The organism is Micromonospora sp. AMSO1212t (assembly GCF_008868145.1).
GTDB lineage: Bacteria > Actinomycetota > Actinomycetes > Mycobacteriales > Micromonosporaceae > Micromonospora > Micromonospora tulbaghiae.
Map to the genome: position 1 here is coordinate 20,236 of NZ_WBKS01000038.1, position 23,901 is coordinate 44,136.

The following is a 23,901-nucleotide window of genomic DNA, read 5'->3' on the forward strand; positions in this document are numbered from 1 at the left end:
GCCCCTCCGACGTGTGACTGCTCAGTTCGGGATGTAGTCGAACTCGTCCGGGTTCGGGCCCGTCCGCCCGGCCTCGGCCCGGTCCAGCGCGGTGAGCCGCTCCATCGCGGCGTCGTCGAGCGTGAAGTCGAAGATCGCGAAGTTCTCCTCGATCCGCTTCGGGGTGGTCGACTTCGGGAAGACGATGTCGCCGCGCTGCACGTGCCAGCGCAGCACCACCTGGGCCGGGGTCCGGCCGACCTGCTCGGCCACGTCGACGACTGTCGGGTCGCCGAGCACCTTGCCCTGCGAGATCGGCGACCACGCCTCGGTGAGGATGCCGTGCGCCTTGTCGTACCCCCGCACCTCCTCGTTGCCGAGGTAGGGGTGCGCCTCGATTTGGTTGACCGCAGGCACCACGTCCGCCTCGGCGGCCAGCCGCTCCAGGTGCGCGACCTGGAAGTTGGACACGCCGATCGACCTCACCGTGCCCTCGCGCTGCAGGTCTTCGAGCACCTTCCAGGTGGAGACGAAGTCGCCGTCGTAGCGGGTGGGCAGCGGCCAGTGGATCAGGAACAGGTCGAGGTAGTCGGACTTCAGCTCCCGCAGCGACTGCTCGAACGCCTTACGGGCGTCGTCCGGGCGGTGGAAGCCGTTGTTCAGCTTGCTGGTGACGAAGACCTCGCCGCGGTCCAGCCCGGAGGCGCGCAGCGCCTGACCCACCTCGGCCTCGTTGCCGTACATCTGGGCGGTGTCGATGTGCCGGTAGCCGACCTCTAGCGCGGTGCCGACAGCCCGGGCGGTGTCCTTCGGCTCGATCTGGAAGACGCCGAAGCCGAGCTGCGGGATGGTGTTGCCGTCGTTGAGTGCGATGTCCGGAATGCCGTTCTGGGCCATGAGAGCCTCATCTCCGATCGTGCGGTGCCCGGGGGCGCGTCCGTGCCGACTGCCCCCGGTCGTGCCAACCGGATGTCTCTACCCGCTCGCCGCGCTTCCTCACATCGGGGACGAGCGTCAACCCCAGATCGACCGCGCCCACTCGGGGTGGTCGACGAACGGGTTCCGGTTGCCCTGCCAGCGTTCGTAGATGCGCTGGTTGCGGCGCTTCTCGAAGGTGTCCGGCGGATCCTGGTCGTTCCAGGCCAGCAGCTTCGACAGCCGCCCGAGCCGGGGCGTGGAGCCGTTCGACACCGAGTCGTTCGGTTCCAGGTCCGGCCAGCCGTCGCCGCCCTCGTACCGGATCGCCATGTAGAGGATCATGCGGGCCACGTCGCCCTTCACCGCGTCGCGCGGCTCGAACGAGTCGGCGTCGGTGTAGCAGCCGGGCGCCTCGGCCACCGCGCCGCCGCCCGAGTCGAAGTCCTTGTTGCCGCGCAACGAGTTGACCGACACGTCCTCCGGCCGCAGGTGGTGCACGTCGGTGCCGGGACCGGTGGCGGTGCCGAAGTCGCCGTGCGACTTGGCCCAGACGTGCTCCCGGTTCCAGTCGTTCGCGCCGCCGCCGTTGCTGGTCTTGCTCTGTGAGCGTCCGCTGTAGAGCAGGATCACGTTGGACGGGTTGGCCGGATCCTGGTCGGTGTCCTTGAGCGCGTGCCACACCTGGTCGTAGCTGAGCTTCGTCTGCACCTTGATGATGCCGTGCAGCGCGGTGCGCAGCGCCGGCCCGGTCCGGCCGGCCGCGGCCGCGTAGTACGCGTCCGGCACGGCGGTGCCGGTCGGGCCCGGGGTCGGCGTGGGGCTCGGCGTGGCGCCGCCGCCGAGGCTCATCGCGGTCGGGTTCTTCAGCCCGCCGTGGCTGAAGTACGCGGTGAGCGCGCCGGTCGCGGTCACCTGCCGCCCGCGCAGGGACGGGTTGGTGAGCAGCCCGAAGGTGCTCCGCCAGGCGGCCGTCACCTGCACGTACAGCATCCGGCCGGTGCCGGTCTCGCCGGCCTGGTCGGCGAGGGCGACAGCGGTGTCCGCGGTGAAGCCGGACGTGAGCACCGTGTTGGTGGCGGTGGGCTGACCGATGACGTAGCCGGTGACGGTGGCCGTCCGGCCGTCCTGGGCGGCGAGCGCCTGCGCCACGGTCAGGGGCGTCGCGGCCGACGCGGCACCGGTCACGCCGAGCGGGATCCCGACCGCGACGGCGAGCACGACCGCCGCGATCAACCGCCCGGGTCGCGAGCGGGTGACGCGCTTCATATTCATGATCAGCGATGCTAGTCGGGATGCGGCGAACTGCGGGAGGTCACCGGGCCAACTTTTCGTCCCGGCCGGCCTCGAACAGCACCGGCCAGGGCCGGGTCGCCGGGGCGAGAAGCGCCGGCCCGCCCTGTTCGTCGGGCGCGGCGAGCGTCTCGGTGGCGAGGTGGCCGAACATCGGCGCGGCCGGGTGCGCCGCCCGGATCGGCCAGGCCGCCGAGATCCGCCGGACCAGTGGCGCGCCGGCGATCGGTCGCCAGGCGACACGTGGTTCCCGGCGGGCCAGCGCGGCGGGCTCGACGGCCACCGCGCCGCCGGCCAGGAGCAGGCCGAACAGGAACTCCGGGTTGCGCGCGGGGCGGACCCGGGCCGGGGCGAAACCGTGCTGCCGGCACACGGTCAGCAGATGCTCGTGCCAGCCGGGCGCGGTGACCGCCGGCGCGGTGACCAGATCCATGCCGGCCAGATCGGCGAGCGCGATCTCCCGCGGCCGGGCCAGCGGAGACGCCCGGGGCAGCAGCACACCTACCGGCACGTCCACCGGCTCGCCGAAGCGCAGCCCGGCCCCGTCGACCGGATGGTGCAGCAGGCCGACGTCCAGCCGCCCGTCCGCAAGCATCCGGTGCTGCTCGGCGCTCGTCAGTTCGTGCAGGTCGAGGGCGAGCCCGGGCGCGCGGGCCGCGAGCGCGTCGAGCAGCGCACGCAACGTCACGGCCGGGGTCTCCGGGGGTACGCCGGCGCGCAGCACCCCGAGCGCGCCCCGCCGAACCCGCTCGGCGAGGTGACGCAGCCGGCGTTCACCGGCCAGCAGTTCGTCGGCCTCGCCGAGCAGCAACTGGCCGGCGGTGGTGAGGCCGACCTGGCGCTGCGACCTGTCGAACAGGGTGACGCCCAGCTCCCGTTCCAACCGCTGGATCGACTGGCTCAGCGGTGGCTGCGCCATGCCCAGCGTCTCGGCGGCCCGGCCGAAGTGCAGTTCCCGGGCGACCACCACGAAATGCCGCAGGTGCCGCAGCAGATCCATCCGGGCACCCTAGCGTCGCCGCTCGTTACCGTGTCGGCGTGGATGCGGGGGAGCGGGTCGCGGAGATCTTCGGGCGGGCCGGGTTGCGGGGTTGCCTGCACGTCGTGGACGTGGACGACCCGGCGGGCGGTGAAGTGGCGCTGCGCGCCGACGAGCAGATCGTCATCGCGTCCATCTTCAAGATCATGCTGGTGCTTGAGTTCGCCCGGCAGGCCGCCGCCGGGCAGCTCGACCCGACCGAACGGGTGGTGGTCGGTCCCGCCGACCGGCTCGGGGGCTGGGGTGTGGCCGGCTGCGCCGACGACGTCGAGATCTCCCTGCGTGACCTCGCTTATCTGGCCATGTCGGTGAGTGACAACACGGCGGCCGACCTTCTGCTGCGGCGGGTCGGCGCGGACGTGCTGCCGATGCTGGCCGCGGAGCTGGACCTGCCGCGCACCCGGATCGTCGGCGGCCCCCGGCAACTCGCCGAGACGATGCTCTCCGACGTGGGCGCGCGCACCGAGGCGGACTTCGCGCGGATCTTCCCCACCCTGTCGCCCGAACGGATCCGCGCGATGCGGGTCTTCGACCCCGAGCACACCAGCTCCAGCACCGCCCGCGAGCTGACCCGGCTGCTCCGTCTGGTGTGGCGGGACGAGGCCGGCCCGGCGCCCGCGTGCGCCATGGTCCGGGAGCTGATGGCACGGCAACTCTTCTGGACCCGGCTGGCCGCCGGCTTCCCACCCGGGGTTCGGGTCGCCGGGAAGACCGGCACCCTGCCGGGACTGCACCTCGAAGCCGGCGTCGCGGAGTACCCCGACGGTCGCAGGTATGCGATCGCGGTGGCCGTACGCACCGAACGGCTGGCCGCCCGCCGGATCGACGTGGACCTGGCGATGGGGGAGGCGGCCCGCACCGCCGTCGAGTCGTTGCGCTGATCCAGCTCGGCGCATCGGTGCTGAGCTGCGGTGATATCGGTTCGGATATCGGTCGTTGCGCTCGTCGATCTTGGACATCACCGTCAGCCGGGTGATGGGCTGGGCCTACCGATCACCGATCCCGAACGGGGAGGACGACACATGCCCGAGAACCGGCCGTCCGGCTACGCCCGCCGTCGACTTCTGCGCGACACCGCCGTCGGCGCCGCCGCCGTCACCACCGCCGGACTCGTCGCCGGCACCCCGGCGGGAGCCGCCGGGCGGGGCCCCGTCGCCGCGCCGAGCCGCGCCGCCGGCGGTACGCGACGCGGCGGCGCGGTGAGTTTCCGCTGGTGGGGCACCTCCGGCTGGCGCATCGACATCGGGGACCGGACGGTGCTCGTCGACCCGTACCTGAGCCGGTACGACACCGGTCTGTTCCGGAAGGCGTTCAACCCCGGCACCCGGCTGACCGTGGCGGCCGACGTGGTCGACCGGCTCGCCGACCGGGCCGAGAACATCCTGGTCACCCACACCCACTGGGACCACTTCAACGACGTGCCGCACATCGCCGCCCGGACCGGCGCCCGCGTCTTCGGCACGCTCACCGCCTACCACCTCGGGCTGGCGTACGAGTTGCCGGCCGGGCAACTGGCTCCGGTCAAGGGCGGAGAGGTGCTCGACTTCGACGGGTACACGGTGGAGGTGGTCGGCTCGCTGCACAGCCGGAATCCCACCTGGTCGATGGCCTTCCCGGGGGTACGGGTCAGCCGGCCGCCCCGTCCGGAGACGATCGCCGACCTGCCCGAGGGCGACACGCTGGCGTACCAGATCCGGATCGACGGCGGGCCGTCGGTGTTCTTCATGGGTGCCAGCGACTTCGACGAGCGCAAGCTGAGCGGGCTGGCCCCGGACGTCGCGATGGTCGCCTCCGCCGCCAGTACGTCGACCGCCGACTACGTGCCCCGGCTGATGGCCGCGCTGGGCCGTCCGAAGGTCGTGGTGCCGGTGCACTGGGACAACTTCGAGACGCCGCTCACCAACCCGCCGACGGTCGCCGACAGCGACCGGGAACGCCTCGACGCCCTCGTCGCCGAGGTGCGCCGGGTCTCGCCGCGCAGCCGCGTGCTGGTGCCCGAGTACCACACCGCGTACCGGTTCTGACGGCGTCGTTCAGGAGGCCGCCAGCCGGGCGTAGACGTCGCCGGAGCGACCGGCCGGGCGGTACGTCTCCAGCAGGCGCACCAGCTCGGCCGCGTCCAGCCACCGGTCGCTCGCGAACCGCATGGTCTCCACCGGCGAGTAGTTGTAGCGGTAGCCGCCTGCCGTCGCGCCCAGCCGTTCCACCAGCTTCAACGCGGCCAGCGCGGCGTCGTGCGCGGGCGGCAGGTACTCGAAGGACAGCCCGCGTACCGGACGGCTGAGCCCGGCGAGCACGTCGACCTCGAAGCCCTCGACGTCGACCTTGCAGAATGCCGGTACGCCGTGCCGCTCGATCAGGTCGTCCAGCGTCACGACCGGCACCTCGACCGACCGGTCCCACCGGACACCGGCGAAGCTCGGGTCGGCGGTGACCGACTCGATCCACGACGACGACATGGTGGACACCGTCGGCGTCGCGCTGGACAGCTCCAGCCGCGCGCTCCCGGACCGCGCACCGACAGCTGTCGGCTCGATCATCACGTCGGCGTCCCGCCCGAAGCCCAGGCGCAGCACCCGCAGGCAGTCGGGCTGCGGCTCCACAGCGACCACCCGCGCGCCCAGCCGCCGCCAGGTACGCACCCGGCCGCCCACGTGGGCGCCGATGTCGAAGCCGAGGTCGCCGGGGGAGAGGAACTGCCCGTAGAGCTGCCGGGCACGCCGGTGCTTGGCCGGCTGACCGTGGTAGACGGCCAGGGAGCGGGTGATCCCCCAGGCCCGAGCGAGCATCGTCACGACATCCCTAACTGTGAGTGGTGGACTTCGGTCCGAACGCGTTCAGGAACCGGTCGCGGAACGACTCCATCGGCCAGACCGGGGCCTGCGGGCCGGGGTTGAGGCCGTCCTGCCAGCCCCACCCGCCGATCCGGTCGAGCACGGCCGGGTCCTTCGCGACGACTGTGATCGGCACGTCCTTGCCGGCGCCCTCACCGGTGACCGCGCGGGCCGGCTGGTGGTCGCCGAGGAACACGAGCACCAGATTCTCGTCGCCGTACCGCTGGACGTAGGAGATGAGCGTGCGCAGCGAGTACACGACGGCCCGCCGGTACGCCTCCCGGGTGCCCTCCGCCGAGCGGTCGGCGCGCGCGGTCCCCTTGTACACCGAGCCGTCGCCGACGTCGTCCCAGTCGACCAGCGGCGGTACCGGCGTCCACGGCACGTGGCTGGACAGCAACGGGATCTCGGCCATCACCGGGGCGTGCCCGGGTCCGCGTTCGCGGCGCTGGAACGTCGACAGCGTGTACTGGTCCGGCGGTGAGGAGAAGCTGAACAGCGGCCCCCGGTAGCCGAGTTCCTTCATGCCGTACACCTGGTCCGGGGAGAAGAATTCGGCCTCCGGCCAGGCCCGGGTGAGCGCCGGCATGACCAGCGTGGTGCGCCAGCCGGCGCGCTTGAACGCGCCGTTGAGGGTCAGGTGGTCGCTGCGGACCAGGTTGGTGTAGCGCAACTGGTTGTCCGTCCGGATGCCGCTCATCAGCGTGGCGTGCGCGAGCCAGCTCCCGCCGCCGGTGGTGGACGAGGTGAGGAACGCGCTGCGGCTGCCGTATCCGGCCGCGCGCAACTGCCGGGTTCCCTCGTCCAGGACGGCGTCCACCTCCGGCGCGAGGTCCGGATCCTCCAGCGCGACCCGGCCGTAGCTCTCCACGAACGTGAACAGCACGTCCTTGCCGCGCAACGCGGTCAGCAACTGCTCGCCCGGCACGTTCTGGAACGGGTCGCCGGCGAGCTGGGTGTTGAGCGTCTCCTGGTCGTTGAGGCCCGCCCGTACCTGCCGCCCTCGGTCGTAGAGACCGGCCGCGACCGTGTCGGCGGCGACCGGGACGCCCGGCACGATCTGCGCGCCGAGCACGGCGCAGACCACCCAGGCGGCGGCGAACGCGGTGGTCGCGCGCGCGGTCACCACCCGGTGGCCGGCCACGACCCGGGTCAGCCGCCGCACCGACAGCGTCACCAGCAGCGGTACGGCGAGGACGGCGACCACCGCCAGCGCCACAGCGCCCACCTCGGCGGCGCGACCGTACGACTCGGACAGGAACTCCGCGCCCGCGCCGAGGAACGTCCAGTCGGCGATCAGGTCGAAGGGGCGGTCCAGGACCAGCGAGAACCCGAGGTCGGTGACCTTGAGGACGAGGACCAGGCCGAGCAGCGCGCCGAGAATCGTGGCCACCACCCGGCGCGGACGTGCCGGCAGGACCAGCAGCAGGGCGACGGCGATCAGCCCTTCCACCGGGATGCGCAGGAACGCGCCCGGGCCGAACTCGTTGACGTCGCTCGGCGCGACGAGTGCCACCAGCACGAGCGCGGCGGCGAGCGCGGTGACCGTGGCGGTGAGCACCCGCCGGAACCGCCGTCCGCCGGACGCCGCGATGCCGTCGGTGGTCGTGCCGTTGTTCGCGGTGCCGATCGGGGCGTCGTCGTCGCCGTCCGTCCGGCGGGACGCGTCGGTCACCGCTGCCGCCCGCCGACCTCGGCGGGCTGGCGCGCGATCCGCACGCCCGGTGTCCACTCGGGCCGGTGACCCGCCGGCGCGGGGGAGACCGGCGCGGCCGGGAGCGCCACCGGGCGCGGTGCCGGCCGTGCGCCGTGCCGCCACAACCAGCCGACGTCACGGCCGAACGACTCGACGAGCATCGCGAGCGCGCCGAGAAGCACCGCGACTGCGAGTGGCCGGGGCAGGACGCCCGCCGCCACCACCGCCAGCACGATGCCCTGCGTGGCGGCGACCACCTTGCGCCAGTAGCGCGGCGGCAGCGAGCCGCGCATCCACGGCAGCACCCAGCCGGCGGCGACGAAGACGTACCGCATCGCGCCGATCACCAGCACCCAGGCGCCCACCTGGTCGGCGACGTACCCGCAGAGGACCAGGACGAGGAAGGAGTCGACCTCCATGTCGAACCGGGCGCCCAGCGCACTCACCGTCCCGGTACGCCGGGCCACCTGCCCGTCGACCCAGTCGAGCGACAGCGCCACGGCGCTCAGCACGACCAGGACCGGCACCGCGATCGGCTCGCGGAACGAGTCGACAGTCAACGCGGCCACGCCGCCGGCGAGCGTCGCCCGGGTGAGCGTCACCCAGTCGGCCGGCCCGAGCCGGTCCGCACCCGAGCGGCGCAGCCCGTATCCGAGCGCCGCGACCATCACCACCCCGAAGAGCAGACCGGCCAGCCAGCCGTACGCGCTCAGGCCGACCGTGCCGGCCAGGGCCGCGAGTACGCCGACCTGGAGAATCGCCCCCGCGAATGGATCAGTTCGAAGTGCGGACACCATGCCTCCGAGGTAGACGTCACGAACCACACCTGTGTACGGAGAACATGCCCGAACGGTTCGTTCTGATACCGGAAACGCGCCAGCAGAAGTGGCGGCATCAGCAGCTCCGCGCGCTTGTTCGCTTGCACGTAAGTACGTACTTCCGTACTCTCGCTGCCGTGGCAAGCGTGGAGGAACGGCTCGCGGCCCTGGAGACGCAGGTGGCCCGGCTGGTCGGGGAGCGGGACGCCGGAGCCGGCGCGACGACCGGTGAGGTCGCGCCGGGCGATGCCCTCTGGGCACTCGGCGGCCTGAAGCAGCGAATTCCCGCCGGCGGCGCCGGCGCGGTGCTCTACACCGGCACCGTCCGCACCGGGGACCGGAACTACGACTGGCAGTACGGCGCCACAGTCGACGACCTGCTCGACGACGACTGGCCGGCACTGGCCGGCACGCTCACCGCGCTGGCGCATCCGGTGCGACTCCGGCTGCTGCGCGAGATCCTCGGCGGGCGGCACGGCACCGCCGAACTGGCCGGCCTCGACGGGATCGGCACCACCGGTCAGCTCCATCACCACCTGCGGCAACTCGCCGCCGCCGGCTGGCTGCGCAGTGGTGCCCGCGGGCGCTACGACATACCGCCCGAGCGGGTGGTACCGCTGCTGGCCATCCTCACCGCCGCCCGCCGTTGACCCGGCCGGCCACTTCGACGGAAGGCAGCCCCATGCGTACCCCGATCGTTCTCGCCGTCGCCGCCGGCCTCGCCGCCTCGGCCGTGGCGGCGGTCCGGAAGCCCCGGCCGCCGCGACTGGGCCCGCAGCAGACCGGCGACGCGGACCTGGCCGCGACCGTCCGCGCCGCCGTCGACGACCCCGAGGGACTGCGCGGCCTCGCGGTGGCGGTGGTCGAGGGCGACCGGGTCCGCGTCGCGGGCCTCGGCGACCGGGCCCGCGGCGAGCCGGCCGTCGAACCGGGCACGCCGTTCGAGATCGGCTCGATCGCCAAGCCGCTCACCGGGATGCTCCTGGCCCGGCAGGTGGCGGCCGGTGCGGTCGACCCCGACGACCGGCTGGCCGCCGTCCTGCCCGGCGTGACCGGTCCGGCCGGCGACGTCACGCTCGCCGAACTCGCCAGTCACCGGGCCGGGCTGCCCAGGCTGGCCCTCGACTCCACGGGTGCGACGATCCGCACGTGGTGGGCGGCGTCCACGGCCGGGAACGCGTACGCCGGCTACGACGTGGACCGGATCGTCGCCGTCGCCGCGAACACCGAGCCGGGCGGAGACCGCGGCGCCGTCTCCTACTCGAACTTCGGCGCGGCACTGCTCGGCCAGGCGCTGGCGGCCCGGGCCGGCGTCGGCTACCCGGAACTGCTGCGGCGGGAGGTGCTGGGTCCACTGGGCATGGCCGGCACCCTGGTCGCCACCGACGCCGGGCACCTGCCGGCCGGGAGGGCCGAGGGCGCCACCGCCGCCGGCCGGGCCGCCGATCCGTGGCTGGGCGCGGGCTACGCGCCGGCCGGTGTCGGGATCTGGTCCACGGCCGAGGACCTGGCCCGGCTCACCGCCGCGATGCTCGCCGGCACCGCCCCCGGCGCCGACGCGGCCACGCCCCGCTTCGACGCCGGGGAAGACCGCCGGATCGGGTACGGCTGGTTCACCAGCCGGCACGGCGACCGGGAGATCGTCTGGCACGACGGGGGAACCGCCGGCTTCCGGGCGGTCCTGGGCTTCGACCGGGCCGCCGGCCGGGGCGTGGTGGTGCTCGGCAACACCACACGCGACGTGGACCCGATCGGCCTGCGACTGCTCGACGTCTGAGGCGACGCGGGTCAGCGGGCCCGGTCGGTGGTGTCCTCGTCGCGCCGGGCCAGCGCCGAACGGCGGTAGCCGTACAGCGCGTAGACGACCGCGCCGAGCAGGAACCAGACGCCGAACCGCAGCCACGTCACCGGGTCGAGGAACGTGATCAGCCAGATCGAGAAGATCACGCCGAGTGCCGGCACCACGGGCATACCGGGGAGACGGAACGTACGCGGCGCGTCCGGGCGGCGGTAGCGCAGCACGATCACCGCGACGCACACCACCACGAACGCGAGCAGGATGCCGATGTTCGTCAGCTCGGCGGCCTGCCGGATCGGCAGGAACCCGGCGATCAGCGCCGAGCCGACGCCGACGATCCAGGTGACCCGGGTGGGCACCCGGCGGACCGGGTGCACCTTGGCGAACCAGCCGGGCAGCAGCCCGTCCCGGCTCATCGAGAACCACACCCGGGTCACGCCGAGCATGAACGTGAACATCACGGTGAGGATGCCGATGATCGCCCCGACCGCGATCACACTGGCCAGCCCGGAGAGCCCGACCGAGGCGAACGCGGAGGAGAAGCCGCTCTCCGGGTCGATGTCCCGGTAGTTCTGCATGCCGGTGAGCACCAGCGTGGCCAGCACGTAGAGCACCATCGAGACGACCAGCGACCAGATGATCGCCTTCGGCATGTGCCGCCGGGCGTCCCGCGACTCCTCCGCGGCGGTGCTCATCGCGTCGTACCCGAAGACCGCGAAGAAGACAGTGGCCGCGCCGGTGATCGCGCCACCGACGCCGAACGGGAAGAACGGCGAGTAGTTGGCGGTCTTCACGTGGAAGAAGCCGACCACGATCACCAGCAGCACGACGGCGACCTTGAGGCCCACCACGAACGTCTCGAACCGCGCGGCCGCCCTGATGCCCCGGGTCAGCAGGAACGCGATGAGCAGGCAGAGCACCACAGCGAACAGGTCCACCCGGTGCCCGTCGCCGGTGCCCGGCGCGCCGAGCATCCAGGCCGGCAGGTCCGCGCCCAACTCGTTGACCAGGAAGCCGAAGTAGCCGGAGATGCCGATCGCCACGACGGCGACGATCGCCGTGTACTCCAGCAGCAGGTCCCAGCCGATGAACCAGCCGACCGCCTCGCCCAGCACCGCGTACCCGTAGGTGTAGGCCGACCCGGCCTTGGGGATCATGCCGGCGAACTCCGCGTACGACAGCGCGGCGGCGGCGCTGGCCAGGCCGGCGATCAGGAACGACACCAGCACGGCCGGGCCGGCTGTCTCGTTCGCCACCGCCCCGGCCAGCGCGAAGATGCCCGCGCCGATGATGCCCCCGACCCCGATCGCGGTGAGCTGCCACAACCCCAGCTCGCGGGAGAGGCCCTCGTCGGTCTCGTCGGCGATCTGCTCGACCGGCTTGCGCCGGAAGATGCCCTGTCCCACCGCCATGCCGGTCCCTCCCCGTCGCTCGCGTCATACCGCCCGGGGCCACCGCGTCCGACGAGCCGCGACCCCGTGCCATGGACGAACGTAAATCCTATGCGCGAAGATCGCAGCGCGACGGCGGCGCTCACCCCGGCGGTGGGCCGGCGACCAGCCGCCAGTACTGCCGTTTGCCCTCGTCGCGGACCACGACACCGAGCCGGGCCAGCTCCCCGTGCAGCTCCCGGGTCTCGCTGTCGTGGCCGCCGTCGAGCGCCCGCTGCCGGGCCCGCAGCAGGGCGTCCGCGCCGGGCGGCAGGTCGGGCAGACCTTTCACCCACCGCCGGTACGCGTCCCGGTGCGGGTCCTGGCCGGTCCACGGCCAGCCCTGCCGGGTGAACGCCGCGCGCAACCGCTCGGCGTCCAGGTCGGACTTCTCCCGGGCCAGCTCGCCGCCGGCGGTGTCGAGCAGCACCAGCGCCTTGCCGTCGACGAACACCCCGGCCACGTCGGCGCGGGCCAGGTCCCGGCCGTGCCCGTCGCGGTGCAGCCGTACCGATCGGTGGCCGACCGTGACGGTCAGCCGCTCGCGGACCGCCACCACCGCCAGGAGCAGGCCGCCGAGCACGCCCACCCCGATACCGATCGGGTACGACAGCTCGTCCGGCCACCGGGCGAGCAGCTCGAACAGGCCCTGGAACGGAAACCACGCCAGCCCGGCGATCCAGCCGGACAGCGCGGTCAGCCCGGCGGCCAGCCCCGCGCCGAACAGTGGGAACCCGGCCCAGAACAGCACCAGCTCGCCGCGTCCGCCGTCGACCACGACGTCCTCGCCGGGTTGCCAGGCGGCCACGGTCAGGACACCTCCCGGCGCATGGTGCGGACCAGGCCGGCGGCCAGCGGCAGGAGCACCCAGACGGCCAGCGAGACGCCGAGCCGGCCCCACTGCCCGCCGGTCATCTCGGCGCCGAGCAGCGGCTCCATGGTGAGCGAGGTGTCCAGCCAGCGGGCCGGCTCACGCAGCGCGGAGATCATCGCGGACAGCAGGCTCCACACGGTGGGCAGCAGCAGGTAGGCGACGATCGCCAGCGGCGTGTTCAGCAACAGCAGACCGAAACCGGCGCCCATCAACACGTTCGCCACCTGGAACACGGCCGCGTGCGGCAGCAGTTGCCAGTCGAAGACCCAGGCACCCGCCCCGCCGGTGGCGCCGGCGGCCAGCGTGCCGACGGCGGCGACCGCCAGGCTGACGAGCACCGAGGCGAGCGCGGCGAGCACCACCGCGGCGAGTTTGGCGACGATCACCCGCTCCCGGCGGGGCACCAGCGCGAACGTGGTGAGCGCGCTGCGCTGCGACCACTCGCCGGTGATGGAGAGGATGCCGAGCACCGGCAGCAGCAGCCCGACCGGCAGCAGCGACGGCGTGAAGAACGCGGTGAACGTCTGGTCCGGCGCGTCGAGGACGAACAGCTGCACCACCACGATCACGGCCGCGATCAGGCCGATCGTGATCAGCAACCAGCGTCCGGCCCGGGTGTCGGCGAGCTTGCGCAGCTCCACAGCGGTCAGCCGGGCCAGCGTCGGCCCGGCGACGGCGGCACCGGGACGCGGCGGCGCGGGGGTGCGGGTGGCGGTGGTCATCGGACGGCCTCCTTGGTCGACGCGCCGGCGGTGAGGGTGAGGAAGAGCTGTTCCAGGCCGCCGCTACCGGCCGGGCGCAGCTCGGTGAGGACCAGCCCGGCGTCCGCCGCGGCCTGACCGACCTCGCCCGGCTCGGCCCGGACGACGAAGCCGCCGTCGGTGCCGGCGGTGGCCGGCAGCGCGGCCCGCTCCAGCGTCAGGCGCAGGGCGTGCGCGTCGCGCGCGCGGACGAGCGTGCCGGCACCTGCGAGCAGCTCGTCCTTGCCGCCCTGGGCGACCACCCGGCCGCCGCCGATCACCACCAGCCGGTCGGCCACCGCCTCCACCTCGCGCAGCAGGTGCGAGGAGAGCAGCACCGTGCCGCCCCGGTCGGCGAAGTCGCGCAGCAGGCCGCGCATCCAGAAGATCCCCTCCGGGTCGAGGCCGTTGGCCGGCTCGTCCAGGATCAGGACCCGGGGGTCGCCCAGCAGCGCCAGCGCCAGGCCGAGCCGCTGCCTCATGCCCAGGGAGTACGCGCCGACGCGGCGCCGGGCGGCGGTGTCGTTCAGCCCTACCTGGTCGAGTGCCGCCGCCACCCGTCCCCGGTCGACGCCCATGGTGCGGGCGGCGAGCGTGAGCGTCTCCCGCCCGGTCCGCCCGGCGTGCTGCGCCGAGGCGTCGAGCAGCACGCCGATCTCCCGCCCCGGATTCGGCAGCTGCCGGTACGGGCGGCCGCCCACCGTGGCGCCGCCCGAGGTGGGCGGCGTCATTCCGCAGATCATCCGCATCGTGGTGGACTTACCGGCGCCGTTCGGCCCGAGAAAACCGGTCACCGAGCCCGGTTCGCACCGGAACGTGACGTCCTCGACGGCGGTGTGCGGGCCGTACCGCTTGGTGAGCTGGTCGACTTCGATCATGCCGCCGAGCCTGCCGGGGCCACCCGGTCACGCGCTGCGGCCGGCGGTCGGCGCCGCCGTCGACCTCGGTTCACCCCAGGCGTCGACTTTGGTAGCTGGCAGCCGGTCCGGACGGCTTCCTAGCATGGACTCGTGACCAGCGCCGTCGTACCCGATCACCCCTGGCTCCTGCCGGGCTCCCTGGTGCCCGCCCGCGCCCCGCGGCGGACCCCACGGGACTGGTTCGTGGACAGCGTGCTGTTCGTGGCCTCGCTGCTCTGGGTGCTGATCACGCACGCCGACGTCACCAGCGTCACCCCGGAGTTCGGGCTCAATGCCGGTCCGGCCTGGCTGGAGGAGGTCGACCTGCTGATCGGCCTGCTGGTCAGCGGTGCGCTCTGGCTGCGCCGGCGCTGGCCGGTCGGGCTGGCGGTGGCCACCGCGCCGCTCGTGTTCTTCTCGGTCACCTCCGGCGTCGCGTTGCTCGTCATCACGTTCACCGTCCTGGTCCACCGGCCGCTGCCGCTGGGCCTGGCCCTGGTCGGCTGGAACCTGCTGAGCCTGCCGGTCTACCTCGCCGTCCGGCCCGACCCGACGATGCCGTTCTGGGCCGCCGTGGTCTGGACCGCGCTGCTCATCGGTGTGGTGGTGGCGTGGGCGCTGTTCGTCCGGGCCCGCCGCCAGCTCGTGCTGTCGCTGCGCGACCGCGCCGAACGGGCCGAGGCCGAACAGCAGCTCCGGCTCGACCAGGCCCGACAGCTCGAACGCGGCCGGATCGCCCGGGAGATGCACGACGTGCTCGCCCACCGGATCTCCCTGCTCAGCCTGCACGCGGGCGCGCTGGAGTTCCGGCCGGACGCGCCGCCCGAGGAGGTCGCCCGGGCGGCCGGGGTGATCCGGGCCAGCGCGCACGCCGCGTTGCAGGACCTGCGCGAGGTGATCGGCGTGCTACGGGCCGAGGTGGGCTCCGAGGCCACGCCCGAACGGCCGCAGCCGACGCTCGGCGACGTGCCCGCGCTCGTCGCCGAGAGCCGCGACGCCGGGGTACGGGTCGGCGTGGTGGACGAGGTGACCGAGCCGGAGGCGGTGCCCGCGGGCATCGGACGCAGCGCCTACCGGATCGTGCAGGAAGGGCTGACGAACGCCCGCAAGCACGCGCCCGGCGCGGTGGTGACGGTCCGGCTGGCCGGCGGTCCGGGGGACGGACTGGCGGTGGACATCCACAACCCGTGGCCGGTGGGTGCGCCCGCCACCGCGATTCCGGGCGCCGGCACCGGGCTGGTCGGGATCGCGGAGCGGGTCACGCTGGCCGGCGGCCGGCTCGAACACGGGCGGGACGCCGACGGCGGTTTCCGGCTGACCGCCTGGCTGCCCTGGGCGGCCCGGTGAGCGGGCCGGTGCGGGTGCTGATCGTCGACGACGACCCGCTGGTCCGGGGCGCGCTGTCGATGATCCTCGGCGGCGTGCCCGACCTGGCCGTGGTCGGCGAGGCCACCGACGGAGCCGAGGTGCCCGAGGCCGTCGCCGCGTACGCCCCGGACGTGGTGCTGATGGACATCCGCATGCCCCGGGTCGACGGGCTGTCCGCCACCGAGGCGCTGCGTGCCACCGCGGACGCGCCCGAGGTGCTGGTGCTCACCACCTTCGACGCCGACGAACAGGTGCTGCGGGCGCTGCGCGCCGGGGCGAGCGGCTTCCTGCTCAAGGACACCCCGCCGGCCGAGATCGTGGCCGCGGTGCGGCGGGTCGCGGCGGGGGAGGCGACGCTGTCCCCGGCGGTGACCCGCAAGCTCATCGCGCACGTCACCGGCACCGCGCCGGTGCCAGGCCCGGACCCGAAGCGGGAGCGGTCGGTACGGCTGCTCGACGGGCTCTCCGAGCGGGAGCGGGAGGTCGCGGTGCTGCTCGGCCGGGGCCGGACCAACGCGGAGATCTCCGCCGAGCTGTTCATGAGCGTGGCGACCGTGAAGGCGTACGTGTCGCGGCTGCTGACGAAGCTCGACCTGAACAACCGCGTGCAGGTGGCCCTGCTGGTCCAGGACGCCGGCCTGGTCTGACGCGCGGAAGCTCTCATCCGCGATACTCTCAGTGGTGAGAGTATCGTAGATGAGAGCATGAGGTTACGGCGTGGCCGGTTTCGTGGGCAGGACGCGGGAGCTGGCCCGGCTCGACGGCATGTTGGCGCGCGTCGAACGCGGCGGCCGGGCAGGTCGGCCCGGCCGGGCCCTGCTCATGCGAGGACGTCGCCGGGTGGGCAAGTCCCGCCTCGTGGAGGAGTTCGTCGAGCGCGCGGGCGTACCCCATCTCTTCTTCACCGCCTCGGCCCAACCCAGCCCCGCCGCCGACCTGCGGCTCTTCGTCGCGGCGGCCGCCGGCTCGACACTTCCCGGAGCGGGTCTGTTCGCCGGGCAGGCACCGGCCACCTGGGACGCGGCACTCACCCTCCTCGCCGCCGCGCTGCCCGCAGATCAGCCCAGCGTCGTCGTGCTCGACGAGATGCCCTACCTCATCGCCACCGATCCGGGTTTCGAGGGCACCCTCCAGAAGGTCTTCGACCGGGAGTTGTCCCGTCGCCCGGTCCTGCTGATCTGCGTCGGCTCGGACCTGGCGATGATGGAGGCGCTCAACGACTACGGCCGGCCGTTCCACCAGCGCGCGACCGAGATGGTCGTGCCGCCCCTGAGCCCCGGCGACGTGGGCGAGATGCTCGAGCTGCCGCCGGCGGATGCCATCGACGCGTACCTCGTCACCGGCGGCCTGCCGCTCGTCCTCGACGACTGGGCCCCCGGCGAGACCGTGCGCGACTACCTCGCCCAGGCCGTCCCGGACCCCACCTCCGCACTGCTCGTCAGCGGGGAACGGGCCCTCGCCGCCGAGTTTCCGCCGCAGTCCCAGCCGGGCGTGGTGCTGCGCGCCATCGGCTCCGGGGAGCGCACCGCCTCCTCCATCGCGCGGGCCGCCGGCGGAATCCCGCAGGCGTCGCTGCACCGTGCGCTCCGGCTGCTGACTGACAAGCGGGTCGTGGAGGCCACCCTCCCGCTGTCCACCCGTCCTTCGCGCGAGACCCGGTACGTGGTCGCCGATCCGTATCTCCGCTTCTGGCTCGCCTTCCTCGACCCCTACCTCGCCGAGATCGAGCGCGGTAGAGGGGATCTGACACTCGCCCGCATCCACTCGTCCTGGACCTCCTGGCGGGGACGTGCGGTCGAGCCGGTGATCCGGGAGTCGCTGCGCCGGCTGCCGCCGGGGCACCTGCCGTTCGAGACGGCGGTGGTGGGCGGGTACTGGACGCGTACCAACGATCCCGAGATCGACCTGGTCGGCGGTGACCGAAGCCCGGTGGCCAAGCGGATCACGTTCGTGGGCTCGGTCAAGTGGCTGGAGAACGGCGCGTTCGACGGTCACGACCTGGCCCGGCTGCTTCACCACCGCGCCCAGCTACCGGGCGCCGACGACCACACGCCGGTCGTCGCGGTGGTGCGCAGTGGCCGTGCGGTCGACGGTGTCACGGCGCTCGGGCCGGCCGAACTGCTCGCCGCGTGGCGGGATTGAACTGCTGCCGTTTCTCGGCCGTACCAGTGGTCGAGGATGTGGTGCGGCCGTTCCGCCGTACCGCTGCCGAGCTGCGGGAGGCCTGCCGTGCGAGTTGGTGAGCAGTCGACGGACCCCATCGACCAGATCCTGGGCGAGGTGCCGGTACCGGCGCCGTTGACCCCCGAGGACGTCCGCCTCGCGGTCCGGGCGGTGGTGGTGCACGCTGCCGAGGAGTGGCCCGCGGGGCCGAAGTGCCGCAACGACGGGTCGTCGTTCCCCTGCCGGTTGCATCGCTGGGGCCGGCGCGTGCTGGAGACACACGGTCTCAACGACCGTCAGATCGACGCGCTGATCCGGCACGGCAACCCGTTCGTGCACGTGCCGTTCCCGTTCGTGCTGACCGGGCCGTCCGGCGCCCGTCCGGCCGTCGGGCAGGTCGTCCGTCCCGGCGTACCCGGTCAGGCCGGACGCCCCGTGCCGGGACAGCCGGCACGGGCGGTGCCGGGCCAGACGGCCCGCCCCGCCGCCGCGGCCCAGGCGGCGCGCGGTCCGGTCCCGCGGGTCGCCGCGCCGCCGGTGCGGCCCGGTCTGCGGCCCGTCGCCGGCCGGCCGGCTCCCGCCGCCCGGCCCCGCTGGCCCCGGGCGAGCTGACTCCCGCCGCCCGGTTCCGGGCGGACCGCCCCCGGGCCCGCCCGGCCCGGGTGAGCTGACGCCCGGCGCCCGGTTCCGGTCGCGTCGACGCCCCGTCGCGGAGCGGCGTCGGTCGTGCCGGAGCATGCCGACGGCGGCCCGGCCGGGGAGCCCCCACCCCCGTGCCGGGCCGCCGTCACCGTGTCACTTGACGCCGCAGTCCGGCGCGGACCAGCCCTTCGTGTTCGGCGCCTTGTCCTTGTTGTTCTCCCGCCGCGAGTCCACGTGCGTGTGGTCGTCGTGGTCGGGGTAGCCGGGCCCGTAGATGCCGCTGAAGCCCTGGTCACGGGCGGATCGGGCGACGTCGCAGAGGCTGCGGTGCTTGGCGATCAGGTCGGCCGCGGTGCCGTAGAGGTGCTGGCTGTCCGCGGCGCCGCCGACCTGCCGGTTGCAGGCGATGCTGCGGAACCCGCTGGTCACGTAGAGCGGCTTGTCGCCGAGGCTGCGCCGCAGCGCCTCCAGCTTCCACATGGTGCGCAGCGCGTTCTCCCGGGTGGCCGACGAGGAGAGCGGACCCCCGGCCCACCCGCCCTTGCCGCAGCCGTTGTCCAGCTCGGCGTAGCTGAAGTGCTTGGGCGTGCAGTCGCTGTCCTTCTGCAGGTCGTAGATCTTGGCGAACGTCTGCGGTCCGGCCACGCCGTCGGCGCGCAGCCCGTACGCGGCCTGGAAGCGCTTGACAGCGGCGGCCGTCTCCGGGCCGTACACACCGTCGACCCGGACGATCCCGCCGTACCCGGCCCAGCCGGCCACCCGGATCTGGAGCTGCCGGACCTCGGCGCCGGAGCTTCCCTGGGACAGCGTCCGGTTCCAGGTGTAGCAGCCGTCGGCGTGCGCCGGCGGCGCGGCCACGACTGTCGCCACGGCGGCCCCGGGCAGGGCCAGCGCGAACGCGACCGCCGCCCGCTTCAGGGTGTTGACGCGCACAGAGTCCTCCCGATGTCAGAGCGGAACTGGGATTCGACGGGCACATCGACCGGTACGTCCCGTCTCTCTCACCGTGACAGGTGAGAGGATTCTTCGTGGTGATTAGCCGAAATTGTTCTCACATCGGGCGTTTGCTGGGCATCAGCTGTGAATACTGCCCGTTTGCGTACGTGCCGCCGGGTGTCGCCCGTCGGAGGTGAGCGGTAACGTCTGCTCCCGGACCCGGGCGACGACCTCGACGGGCGGGGAGGTGGGCGTTGGCGCGTGGCGGCGTGTTCTGCGTCGAGGGGCAGTGGCACCGCGACCTCAACGAACGAGGATCCGTCCTGCCCACGCTCGACCTGCTCGAACGGCTCGGCCGGATCCGCTACATCCACAAGGACGCGGCCACCCGCGACGAGCTGTTCTACTTCGTCGACCGGTGGCTGCTCAAGCAGTACGCGGATCACCGGGTGGGCTTCTTCGCCATGCACGGCGAGCCGAGCCGGCTCTGCCTCACCGACTGGGACTCGGTCGAGCTGTCGGACGTGGCCGAGCGGATGGCCGGCCGCTGCGAGGGCCGCCGCCTCTACTTCGGCAGCTGCTCGGTGCTGCGCGCCTCCGACGCCACGCTGCGCGAGTTCCTCGACGTCACCGGCGCGGCGCTGATCTGCGGCTTCACCCGCGAGGTGGACTGGGTCGAGTCGGCCGCCTTCGAGACCGTGCTGCTCGACGTGCTCGCCAACGGCCAGCGGCACAACGCCGCCGAGGTGCGGATGCGCTCGGCGCACTGGGCGCCGCTCGCCGCGTACCTCGGTTTCCGGGTGATCTACGCCAACGGCCGCGCCTGGCGGCCCTCGGCCCGCCCTCGCGTGCCGGAGCAGGTCACCGCGCAGCGGGCGGCCGGGCGTCCGCGCTGAGATCGACCGGCCCGCCTGGTAGAACCGAGGGCATGGCACGCAGCATCGCGAAGAACACCCGGGTCGACCGGGACGCCCTGATCGAGTTCCTCCGCCCCCGCCACCACGTCGTGCTGATGACCACCCGCTCCGACGGGCGCCCGCAGTCCTCCCCGGTGGCCTGCGGCGTGGACGCCGAGGGCCGCCTGGTGATCTCCACCTATCCCGAGCGCGCCAAGGTCGCCAACATCCGCCGCGACCCGCGCGTCTCCGCGTGCGTGCTCTCCGACGACTGGAACGGCCCGTGGGTGCAGGTCGACGGCATGGCCGAGGTGCTCGACCTGCCCGAGGCGCTGGAGCCGCTCGTCGAGTACTTCCGCAGCATCTCCGGCGAGCACCCGGACTGGGACGAGTACCGGTCGGCGATGGTCGCGCAGGGCAAGTCGCTGATCCGCGTCACGATCGAGTCCTGGGGCCCGATCGCCACCGGCGGCTTCCCGGCCCGGCTGGCCGAATGAATCAGTACGCGACGGATCAGTACGCGACGGTGAACCGGGTGTTGCCGAACCGGGGATCCTCGATCTCGTCGACGATCGCCACCGCCAGGTCCTCGTAGGTCAGCACCGAACGGCCCTGCGCGTCGGTCACCGGGTGGTCGGTGCCGGTGCGGTAGTGCCCGGTCCGCTCGCCCGGGTGGAACTCCAGCGGTGGCGGGGAGACGTACGTCCAGGTCACCCCGTCGGCGCTGGTCCGGTAGAACTCCAGCGCCTCGGCCTGGCCGTGCGCCGAGTCCCGGTACTCCTCCGGGAAGTCCGGCTCGTCCAGGTAACGGGTGCCCTTCGGGGTGAGCAGCGTCGAGCCACCGCCGACGTGGATCACCCGGGGCGGGTCCGGCAACTCACGCAGCGTGTCGACCAGAGTCCGCGCGGCGTCGCGCCACAGGTCCCGCTCGCCGCCGCCGATGGCCACCACCAGCACGTCCGCATCCTCGGCCAGTTCGCGTACGCTCCGCGCCGAGGTGGCATCGCCGGTCACAGTGCGTACGCCGGTGGGGAGGTAGCCGACCGCCTCCGGACGCCGCACCGCCGCTGTCACCCGGTGCCCCCGCTCGACCGCCTCGGCGGCGATCCGCGAGCCCGCCGTCCCACCGGCGCCGAACACGACGATGTCGCTCATGCCTCACAGGCTAGGCAGCCCACCGGCGGGCGGCGGGGAGTTCCGCCGAACCGGCTTCAGTCGACGAGCGCCGAGTAGACGAGCTGGCGCAGCTGGCCGCGCAGCGGGTACGTGCTCGACGGCATCAGCTGGGTGAACAGCAGCGCGGTGACCTCCTCCACCGGGTCCACCCAGAACGCGGTGCTGGCCAGGCCGCCCCAGTAGAACTCGCCGACGCTGCTGGGCACGCGCGACGGCACCGGGTCGAGCACCACGGCGAAGCCCAGCCCGAAGCCGATCCCGTCGAGGATCGTCTCGGCGAAGCCCTCCGGCGAGAACGAGGCCAGGTCCCGGTTGCCGGGCAGGTGGTTGCGGGTCATGAAGCGCACCGTGCGGGGACCGAGCAGGCGCACCCCGTCCAGCTCGCCACCGCGCAGCAGGAACTGGGTGAAGCGGTGGTAGTCGGCCGCCGTGGAGACCAGCCCGCCGCCGCCGGAGTGCCAGGTCGGCTCCGCCAGCGCGGCCCGGCCCACCCCGTCGGCGCGTACCGCCTGGCCGGTGGCCGGGTGCGGCGCGTAGAGGGCGGCCAGGCGCTTCGCGTCCGCCGCGTCCACCCACCAGCGGGTGTCGGTCATCCCCAGCGGGCCGAGGATCCGCTCGGCGAAGAACGCGTCCAGCGACTGCCCGGAGATCACCTCGACCAGGCGGCCCAGCACGTCGGTGGAGACGCCGTAGTTCCAGCTCGTGCCGGGCTGGAACAGCAGCGGCAGCCGGGCCAGCCCGGCCGAGGCCGCCGCCAGGTCCGCGCCCGGCGGCACGCCCAGGTCGAAGCCGGCCGCCCGGTACAGGCCGTCGACCACCGAGACCTGGGCGAAGCCGTACGTCAGGCCCGCCGTGTGGGTGAGCAGGTGCCAGATCCGGATCGGCTCGACCGCCGGCACGGTGTACGGCTTGAGCACCGAACCCCGGTCGTAGACGCGTACGTCGGCGAACTCCGGCAGCCAGCGGCTGACCGGGTCGTTCAGCTCGAACCGGCCCTCCTCCCAGAGCATCATCGCCGCGACCGAGGTGATCGGCTTGGTCATCGAGTAGATGCGCCACAGCGTGTCCGGCTCGACCGGCGTGCCGGCCTCCCGGTCGCGCAGCCCGTACGTCGAGGAGTGGGCGACCTCGCCCCGGCGGGTGACGACGATCTGCCAGCCGGCGAGCCGGCCGTCGTCGACGTACCGGGCGAAGTGCTCGTCGATCCGCGCCAGCCGGGCGGGATCGAAACCGACACGGCCGGGGTCGGTGCTCACGGTGACACTCACGACGCGAACCTACCCGCCGGTACCGCGGCCGGGAAGTGTCACTAGGGTCGGTGGCATGCCCGAGCCGGTCGAGGACGTCACCTACCGCCAGGAGGACTGGTACGCCGAGGAGCTGGCCGACCGGCACTTCGTGCGGTGCGAGTTCTTCCACGTCGACCTGACCGAGGCGGTCAGCCGCGGCGCGGTCTTCACCGACTGCGTGTTCGGCAACGTCGCGTTCAACGCCTCCCGGCACACCGACTCGGCGTTCACCAGGTGCTCATTCAGCAAGTGCAACCTGTTCGAGGCCGAGTTCACCGGCTGCAAGCTGGTCGGCAGCACGTTCGACCGCTGCGACCTGCGTCCGCTGCGGGTCGACCGGGGCGACTGGTCCTTCGTCACGCTCGCCGGGGCCGACCTGCGCGGGGCGCGGATCACCGACGTACGCATGCGGGAGGTCGACCTGACCGGCGCCGACCTGACCGGCGCGACGCTGACCGGCGTGGACCTCTCCGGCGCCCAGTTGCACGCCGCCAAGCTGATCCGGGCCGACCTGCGCGGCAGTGACCTCTCCGCGCTCGACCCGACCGCGGTGCAGCGCGCCGACGCGCGGATCGACGCCGAGCAGGCGGTGGTGCTGGCCCAGGCGCTCGGTTTCCAGGTGGGCTGAGCCGTCCGGAAAGACGCCGCGGGTTGTCAGGTTTTCCGGACAGACTCGGGCGCATGACATGGTGGTCCGATCTGGTGGCGGCCGAACCCGAGTTCGCGGCGCGGGTGCGCGCCCGTTTCGCGGTTCGCAAACACGGCACGATGGCGACGGTGCGGCGGGACGGCTCGCCGCGGATCAGCGGCACCGAGTTCGACTTCGGTGACGACGGGCAGCTGCGACTGGGCAGCATGGCCGGTGCGGTCAAAGCGCTCGACCTGCGCCGCGACCCCCGGGTGGCGCTGCACAGCCCGACCGAGGACGCCCCGCCGGACGACCCGTCCACCTGGGACGGGGATGCGAAGATCGCCGGCCGGGCGCACGAGGAGCCGCCCGCCGAGGACGGCTCGCACCGCTTCCGGATCGAGCTGACCGAGGTGGTGCTCACCCGAGTAGGCGACCCACCCGACCACCTCCTGATAGAGAGCTGGCACCCCGACCGAGGCCTACAG

Annotated in this window: 25 protein-coding genes; 12 read left to right on the forward strand and 13 right to left on the reverse strand. The window is 73.2% G+C overall.

The genetic code is table 11. The features are described 5' to 3' along the window. Nucleotides 1-21: 21 nt before the first annotated feature. From F8279_RS12895 to F8279_RS12905, 3 genes are all read right to left on the reverse strand, one after another. The gene (locus tag F8279_RS12895) at nt 22-876 is read right to left on the reverse strand and encodes an aldo/keto reductase (protein WP_091418974.1); all 855 of its coding nucleotides are present in this window, start codon (nt 874-876) and stop codon (nt 22-24) included. Nucleotides 877-993: 117 nt separating this feature from the next. Continuing rightward, on the reverse strand, nt 994-2,169 hold the full coding sequence (locus F8279_RS12900) for an endonuclease (protein WP_091418977.1): 1,176 nt from the start codon (nt 2,167-2,169) through the stop codon (nt 994-996). A 40-nt stretch (nt 2,170-2,209) separates the two neighbouring features. After that, nucleotides 2,210-3,187, reverse strand: coding sequence for a LysR substrate-binding domain-containing protein (locus F8279_RS12905; RefSeq protein ID WP_091418980.1), 978 nt, complete (start codon nt 3,185-3,187; stop codon nt 2,210-2,212). Nucleotides 3,188-3,225: 38 nt separating this feature from the next. On the opposite strand from F8279_RS12905, the gene F8279_RS12910 reads away from it, so the two are divergent. Together F8279_RS12910 and F8279_RS12915 are read left to right on the forward strand one after the other, a co-directional pair. Then, nucleotides 3,226-4,107, forward strand: coding sequence for a serine hydrolase (locus F8279_RS12910; RefSeq protein WP_091418982.1), 882 nt, complete (start codon nt 3,226-3,228; stop codon nt 4,105-4,107). 141 nt (nt 4,108-4,248) lie between these two features. Next, nucleotides 4,249-5,250 (forward strand): MBL fold metallo-hydrolase, encoded by a 1,002-nt coding sequence (locus tag F8279_RS12915; RefSeq protein WP_091418984.1) that lies wholly within the window; start codon nt 4,249-4,251, stop codon nt 5,248-5,250. Nucleotides 5,251-5,259: 9 nt separating this feature from the next. Here the strand turns inward: F8279_RS12915 and F8279_RS12920 are convergent, their stop codons facing one another. From F8279_RS12920 to F8279_RS12930, 3 genes are read right to left on the reverse strand one after another with little or no spacing between them, the layout of a single operon-like run. Then, nucleotides 5,260-6,015, reverse strand: a complete 756-nt coding sequence (locus F8279_RS12920; protein ID WP_091420195.1) for an FkbM family methyltransferase — start codon at nt 6,013-6,015, stop codon at nt 5,260-5,262. Between the two features lie 13 nt (nt 6,016-6,028). After that, nucleotides 6,029-7,735 (reverse strand): sulfatase, encoded by a 1,707-nt coding sequence (locus F8279_RS12925; protein WP_091418986.1) that lies wholly within the window; start codon nt 7,733-7,735, stop codon nt 6,029-6,031. Continuing rightward, nucleotides 7,732-8,553, reverse strand: coding sequence for a CDP-alcohol phosphatidyltransferase family protein (locus F8279_RS12930; protein WP_225853253.1), 822 nt, complete (start codon nt 8,551-8,553; stop codon nt 7,732-7,734). Before F8279_RS12930 ends, F8279_RS12925 begins: the two co-directional genes overlap by 4 nt. 158 nt (nt 8,554-8,711) lie before the next feature. Here F8279_RS12930 and F8279_RS12935 point away from each other — a divergent pair, with 158 nt between their 5' ends. Continuing rightward, on the forward strand, nt 8,712-9,224 hold the full coding sequence (locus F8279_RS12935) for a helix-turn-helix transcriptional regulator (protein WP_225853254.1): 513 nt from the start codon (nt 8,712-8,714) through the stop codon (nt 9,222-9,224). A 32-nt stretch (nt 9,225-9,256) separates the two neighbouring features. Next, complete coding sequence (locus F8279_RS12940; protein WP_091418991.1) at nt 9,257-10,351, forward strand: serine hydrolase; 1,095 nt, start codon at nt 9,257-9,259, stop codon at nt 10,349-10,351. Between the two features lie 11 nt (nt 10,352-10,362). Here the strand turns inward: F8279_RS12940 and F8279_RS12945 are convergent, their stop codons facing one another. From F8279_RS12945 to F8279_RS12960, 4 genes are all read right to left on the reverse strand, one after another. Next, entirely contained in the window at nt 10,363-11,784 is a 1,422-nt protein-coding gene (locus tag F8279_RS12945; RefSeq protein WP_091418994.1) for an amino acid permease, read from the reverse strand. Between the two features lie 121 nt (nt 11,785-11,905). After that, entirely contained in the window at nt 11,906-12,610 is a 705-nt protein-coding gene (locus F8279_RS12950) for a hypothetical protein (protein WP_091418996.1), read from the reverse strand. Nucleotides 12,611-12,612: 2 nt separating this feature from the next. After that, complete coding sequence (locus F8279_RS12955; protein WP_091418999.1) at nt 12,613-13,398, reverse strand: ABC transporter permease; 786 nt, start codon at nt 13,396-13,398, stop codon at nt 12,613-12,615. After that, nucleotides 13,395-14,294, reverse strand: coding sequence for an ABC transporter ATP-binding protein (locus F8279_RS12960; RefSeq protein WP_091419001.1), 900 nt, complete (start codon nt 14,292-14,294; stop codon nt 13,395-13,397). Before F8279_RS12960 ends, F8279_RS12955 begins: the two co-directional genes overlap by 4 nt. A 132-nt stretch (nt 14,295-14,426) precedes the next feature. Here F8279_RS12960 and F8279_RS12965 point away from each other — a divergent pair, with 132 nt between their 5' ends. From F8279_RS12965 to F8279_RS12980, 4 genes are all read left to right on the forward strand, one after another. After that, a complete protein-coding gene (locus F8279_RS12965; RefSeq protein WP_091419004.1) occupies nt 14,427-15,662 on the forward strand; it encodes a sensor histidine kinase in 1,236 nt (411 codons plus the stop codon). Beyond that, nucleotides 15,659-16,330, forward strand: a complete 672-nt coding sequence (locus F8279_RS12970) for a response regulator transcription factor (RefSeq protein ID WP_091419007.1) — start codon at nt 15,659-15,661, stop codon at nt 16,328-16,330. The genes F8279_RS12965 and F8279_RS12970 overlap by 4 nt, the downstream gene beginning before the upstream one ends. A 70-nt stretch (nt 16,331-16,400) precedes the next feature. After that, nucleotides 16,401-17,825 (forward strand): DUF234 domain-containing protein, encoded by a 1,425-nt coding sequence (locus F8279_RS12975; protein ID WP_175438689.1) that lies wholly within the window; start codon nt 16,401-16,403, stop codon nt 17,823-17,825. A gap of 87 nt (nt 17,826-17,912) precedes the next feature. Then, on the forward strand, nt 17,913-18,458 hold the full coding sequence (locus F8279_RS12980; RefSeq protein WP_091419009.1) for a hypothetical protein: 546 nt from the start codon (nt 17,913-17,915) through the stop codon (nt 18,456-18,458). 183 nt (nt 18,459-18,641) lie between these two features. On the opposite strand, the gene F8279_RS12985 is transcribed toward F8279_RS12980, so the two are convergent. Continuing rightward, nucleotides 18,642-19,421 (reverse strand): D-Ala-D-Ala carboxypeptidase family metallohydrolase, encoded by a 780-nt coding sequence (locus F8279_RS12985; RefSeq protein ID WP_091419011.1) that lies wholly within the window; start codon nt 19,419-19,421, stop codon nt 18,642-18,644. Nucleotides 19,422-19,678: 257 nt separating this feature from the next. On the opposite strand from F8279_RS12985, the gene F8279_RS12990 reads away from it, so the two are divergent. Beyond that, nucleotides 19,679-20,320 (forward strand): hypothetical protein, encoded by a 642-nt coding sequence (locus F8279_RS12990; protein ID WP_091419014.1) that lies wholly within the window; start codon nt 19,679-19,681, stop codon nt 20,318-20,320. 32 nt (nt 20,321-20,352) lie between these two features. Continuing rightward, nucleotides 20,353-20,817 carry a PPOX class F420-dependent oxidoreductase gene (locus tag F8279_RS12995; RefSeq protein WP_091419017.1) on the forward strand — a complete coding sequence of 155 codons (465 nt, stop codon included), beginning with the start codon at nt 20,353-20,355 and terminating at the stop codon, nt 20,815-20,817. 16 nt (nt 20,818-20,833) lie between these two features. On the opposite strand, the gene F8279_RS13000 is transcribed toward F8279_RS12995, so the two are convergent. Both F8279_RS13000 and F8279_RS13005 read right to left on the reverse strand, forming a co-directional pair. Beyond that, complete coding sequence (locus tag F8279_RS13000) at nt 20,834-21,475, reverse strand: NAD(P)-dependent oxidoreductase (protein ID WP_091419019.1); 642 nt, start codon at nt 21,473-21,475, stop codon at nt 20,834-20,836. 56 nt (nt 21,476-21,531) lie between these two features. Then, a complete protein-coding gene (locus F8279_RS13005) occupies nt 21,532-22,764 on the reverse strand; it encodes a serine hydrolase (protein WP_091419022.1) in 1,233 nt (410 codons plus the stop codon). Between the two features lie 55 nt (nt 22,765-22,819). On the opposite strand from F8279_RS13005, the gene F8279_RS13010 reads away from it, so the two are divergent. Both F8279_RS13010 and F8279_RS13015 read left to right on the forward strand, forming a co-directional pair. After that, nucleotides 22,820-23,413: a pentapeptide repeat-containing protein gene (locus F8279_RS13010; RefSeq protein WP_091419024.1), complete on the forward strand. Its 594-nt coding sequence runs from the start codon at nt 22,820-22,822 to the stop codon at nt 23,411-23,413. Between the two features lie 53 nt (nt 23,414-23,466). Then, nucleotides 23,467-23,901: pyridoxamine 5'-phosphate oxidase family protein (locus tag F8279_RS13015; protein WP_151500053.1), on the forward strand; the 435-nt coding region annotated here is incomplete at its 3' end.

Bases quoted from the DNA above. Each gene is read 5' to 3' on its own strand.
- F8279_RS13000 (WP_091419019.1), bottom strand. From the start codon at position 21,475: ATGAGCGACATCGTCGTGTTCGGCGCCGGTGGGACGGCGGGCTCGCGG.
- F8279_RS12995 (WP_091419017.1), top strand. From the start codon at position 20,353: ATGGCACGCAGCATCGCGAAGAACACCCGGGTCGACCGGGACGCCCTG.
- F8279_RS12960 (WP_091419001.1), bottom strand. From the start codon at position 14,294: ATGATCGAAGTCGACCAGCTCACCAAGCGGTACGGCCCGCACACCGCC.
- F8279_RS12940 (WP_091418991.1), top strand. From the start codon at position 9,257: ATGCGTACCCCGATCGTTCTCGCCGTCGCCGCCGGCCTCGCCGCCTCG.
- F8279_RS12945 (WP_091418994.1), bottom strand. From the start codon at position 11,784: ATGGCGGTGGGACAGGGCATCTTCCGGCGCAAGCCGGTCGAGCAGATC.
- F8279_RS12895 (WP_091418974.1), bottom strand. From the start codon at position 876: ATGGCCCAGAACGGCATTCCGGACATCGCACTCAACGACGGCAACACC.
- F8279_RS12930 (WP_225853253.1), bottom strand. From the start codon at position 8,553: ATGGTGTCCGCACTTCGAACTGATCCATTCGCGGGGGCGATTCTCCAG.
- F8279_RS12905 (WP_091418980.1), bottom strand. From the start codon at position 3,187: ATGGATCTGCTGCGGCACCTGCGGCATTTCGTGGTGGTCGCCCGGGAA.
- F8279_RS12955 (WP_091418999.1), bottom strand. From the start codon at position 13,398: ATGACCACCGCCACCCGCACCCCCGCGCCGCCGCGTCCCGGTGCCGCC.
- F8279_RS12900 (WP_091418977.1), bottom strand. From the start codon at position 2,169: ATGAATATGAAGCGCGTCACCCGCTCGCGACCCGGGCGGTTGATCGCG.
- F8279_RS13010 (WP_091419024.1), top strand. From the start codon at position 22,820: ATGCCCGAGCCGGTCGAGGACGTCACCTACCGCCAGGAGGACTGGTAC.
- F8279_RS12915 (WP_091418984.1), top strand. From the start codon at position 4,249: ATGCCCGAGAACCGGCCGTCCGGCTACGCCCGCCGTCGACTTCTGCGC.
- F8279_RS12920 (WP_091420195.1), bottom strand. From the start codon at position 6,015: ATGCTCGCTCGGGCCTGGGGGATCACCCGCTCCCTGGCCGTCTACCAC.